This window comes from Pseudomonas sp. NBRC 111130, assembly GCF_001320485.1.
GTDB lineage: Bacteria > Pseudomonadota > Gammaproteobacteria > Pseudomonadales > Pseudomonadaceae > Aquipseudomonas > Aquipseudomonas vlassakiae.
The window spans coordinates 1-1,242 of record NZ_BCBG01000097.1 but is presented as its reverse complement, the minus strand read 5'-3'; the positions used below and the strand labels follow the sequence as shown (position 1 = coordinate 1,242).

Sequence of the window (1,242 nt, the reverse complement as noted above, 5' to 3'; positions counted from 1 at the left end):
ACCATTAGCTACACGGCGACAGTGGGCGCGCCAGTCACCGGCAGCCCGGTCGTAGTCAGCTTGGCCAACGGCCAGACCATCACCATTCCGGTCGGCCAGAGTTCCGGCACTGCCACGGGTGCCGTGACCAATGACGTCTACCAAGGCCACGCGGCAGTCACCAACAGCATCACCAGCGTCAGCGGTGGCAACTACGAAAACCTGGTCGCAAATCAGGCGCCAGTCAGCACCACCGTTAGCGATGTGCAAGACACCACCACCGTCACCTTGACCGCCTCGTCCTCCGTGGCCGAGGGTGGCACCATTATTTACACCGCAACTGTTGATGCTCCTGTCACGGGAAGTCCGGTCGTGGTCAACCTGGCTAACGGCCAGAGCATCACCATCCCGGTTGGCCAAAGCGCAGGTACCGCCACGGGGGCCGTGACTAACGACGTCTATCAAGGCCACGCGGCCGTCACCAACAGCATTACCAGCGTCAGCGGCGGCAACTACGAAAATCTGGTCGCAAACCAGGCACCGGTCAGCACATCCGTTACCGATGTCCAGGACACCACTAGCGTCACCCTGACCGCCACGCCGTCCGTGGCGGAAGGCGGCACCATTATCTATACGGCAACAGTGGGCGCCCCTGTCACCGGCAGTCCGGTCATAGTCAGCCTGGCCAATGGCCAGAGCATCACCATCCCGGTCGGCCAAAGCTCCGGTACCGCCACCGGCGCCGTGAGCAATGACGTCTACCAAGGCCACGCGGCGGTCACCAACAGCATCACCAGCGTCAGCGGCGGCAATTACGAAAACCTGGTCGCCAATCAGGCGCCCGTCAGTACCACCGTTACCGATGTGCAAGACACCACTACCGTCACCTTGACCGCCTCGTCCTCCGTGGCCGAGGGTGGCACTATCATTTACACCGCCACAGTAGGGGCTCCGGTCACCGGTAGCCCGGTCATAGTCAGCTTGGCCAACGGCCAGACCATCACCATTCCGGTCGGCCAGAGTTCCGGTATCGCCACCGGCGCCGTGAGCAATGACGTCTATCAAGGCCACGCGGCGGTCACCAACAGCATCACCAGCGTCAGAGGCGGCAATTACGAAAACCTGGTCGCCAATCAGGCGCCCGTCAGTACCACCGTTACCGATGTGCAAGACACCACCACCGTCACCTTGACCGCCACGCCTTCCGTGGCCGAGGGTGGCACCATCATTTACACCGCCACAGTAGGTGCTCCGGTCACCGGT

The 1,242-nt window shown here is 62.3% G+C and carries 1 protein-coding gene; it reads left to right on the top strand.

Annotation, left to right across the window (positions count from 1 at the left end):
* On the top strand, positions 1-1,242 hold a 1,242-nt coding region (locus APH33_RS27485), incomplete at both ends, for an immunoglobulin-like domain-containing protein (protein WP_177332441.1).